The organism is Chitinophaga sp. 05T412 (assembly GCF_056396465.1).
In genome coordinates, this window is sequence record NZ_JBFTLN010000075.1 from 1 (window position 1) to 503 (window position 503).

The window sequence follows — 503 nt, forward strand, 5'->3', positions numbered from 1 at the left end:
GTTACCTGTCGCACCTGTTCCAGCAGTTGCAGATAGCTCTCACTGCCGCTGAAGCGGGTCCTTAGCGCCAGCGTGTTCACATAGAAACCTAATTGTCCTTCCAGGTCTGCATGTTCTCTGCCCGCAACAGGGCTGCCCAAAATAATATCTTCCTGGCCGCTGTAGCGATACAGTAAGGTATTCACCGCCGCTACCAGTCCCATGAACAGCGTACTGCCCGTAGGTTGTAACAGCGCCGATAAACCGGAGATGTCTATTGTTTTTTGGACCATCCCGCCACGGTAGGTTTTTACTGCCGGACGGGGCTTGTCAGCCACCAGCTCCAGCACCGGTAGTTCACCGGAAAACTGTTGCTGCCAATAAATTCTAGCGGTATCGTCTGCGTAAGATTGTTGCCATACTGCATAATCCTTGTATTGGATGGGCAATGCCGGCAGCGGACTGTTATCATGATAGAGATGCAGCAGCTCTTTGATCAATACGCCCATTGACCAACCATCGCT

1 protein-coding gene is annotated in these 503 nt (G+C 51.9%); it reads right to left on the reverse strand.

The genetic code is table 11. From position 1 onward, the window contains the following. Positions 1-503, reverse strand: a 503-nt coding sequence (locus tag AC1DFM_RS34735; protein ID WP_477081375.1) for a condensation domain-containing protein, incomplete at both ends; no start/stop codon positions are given.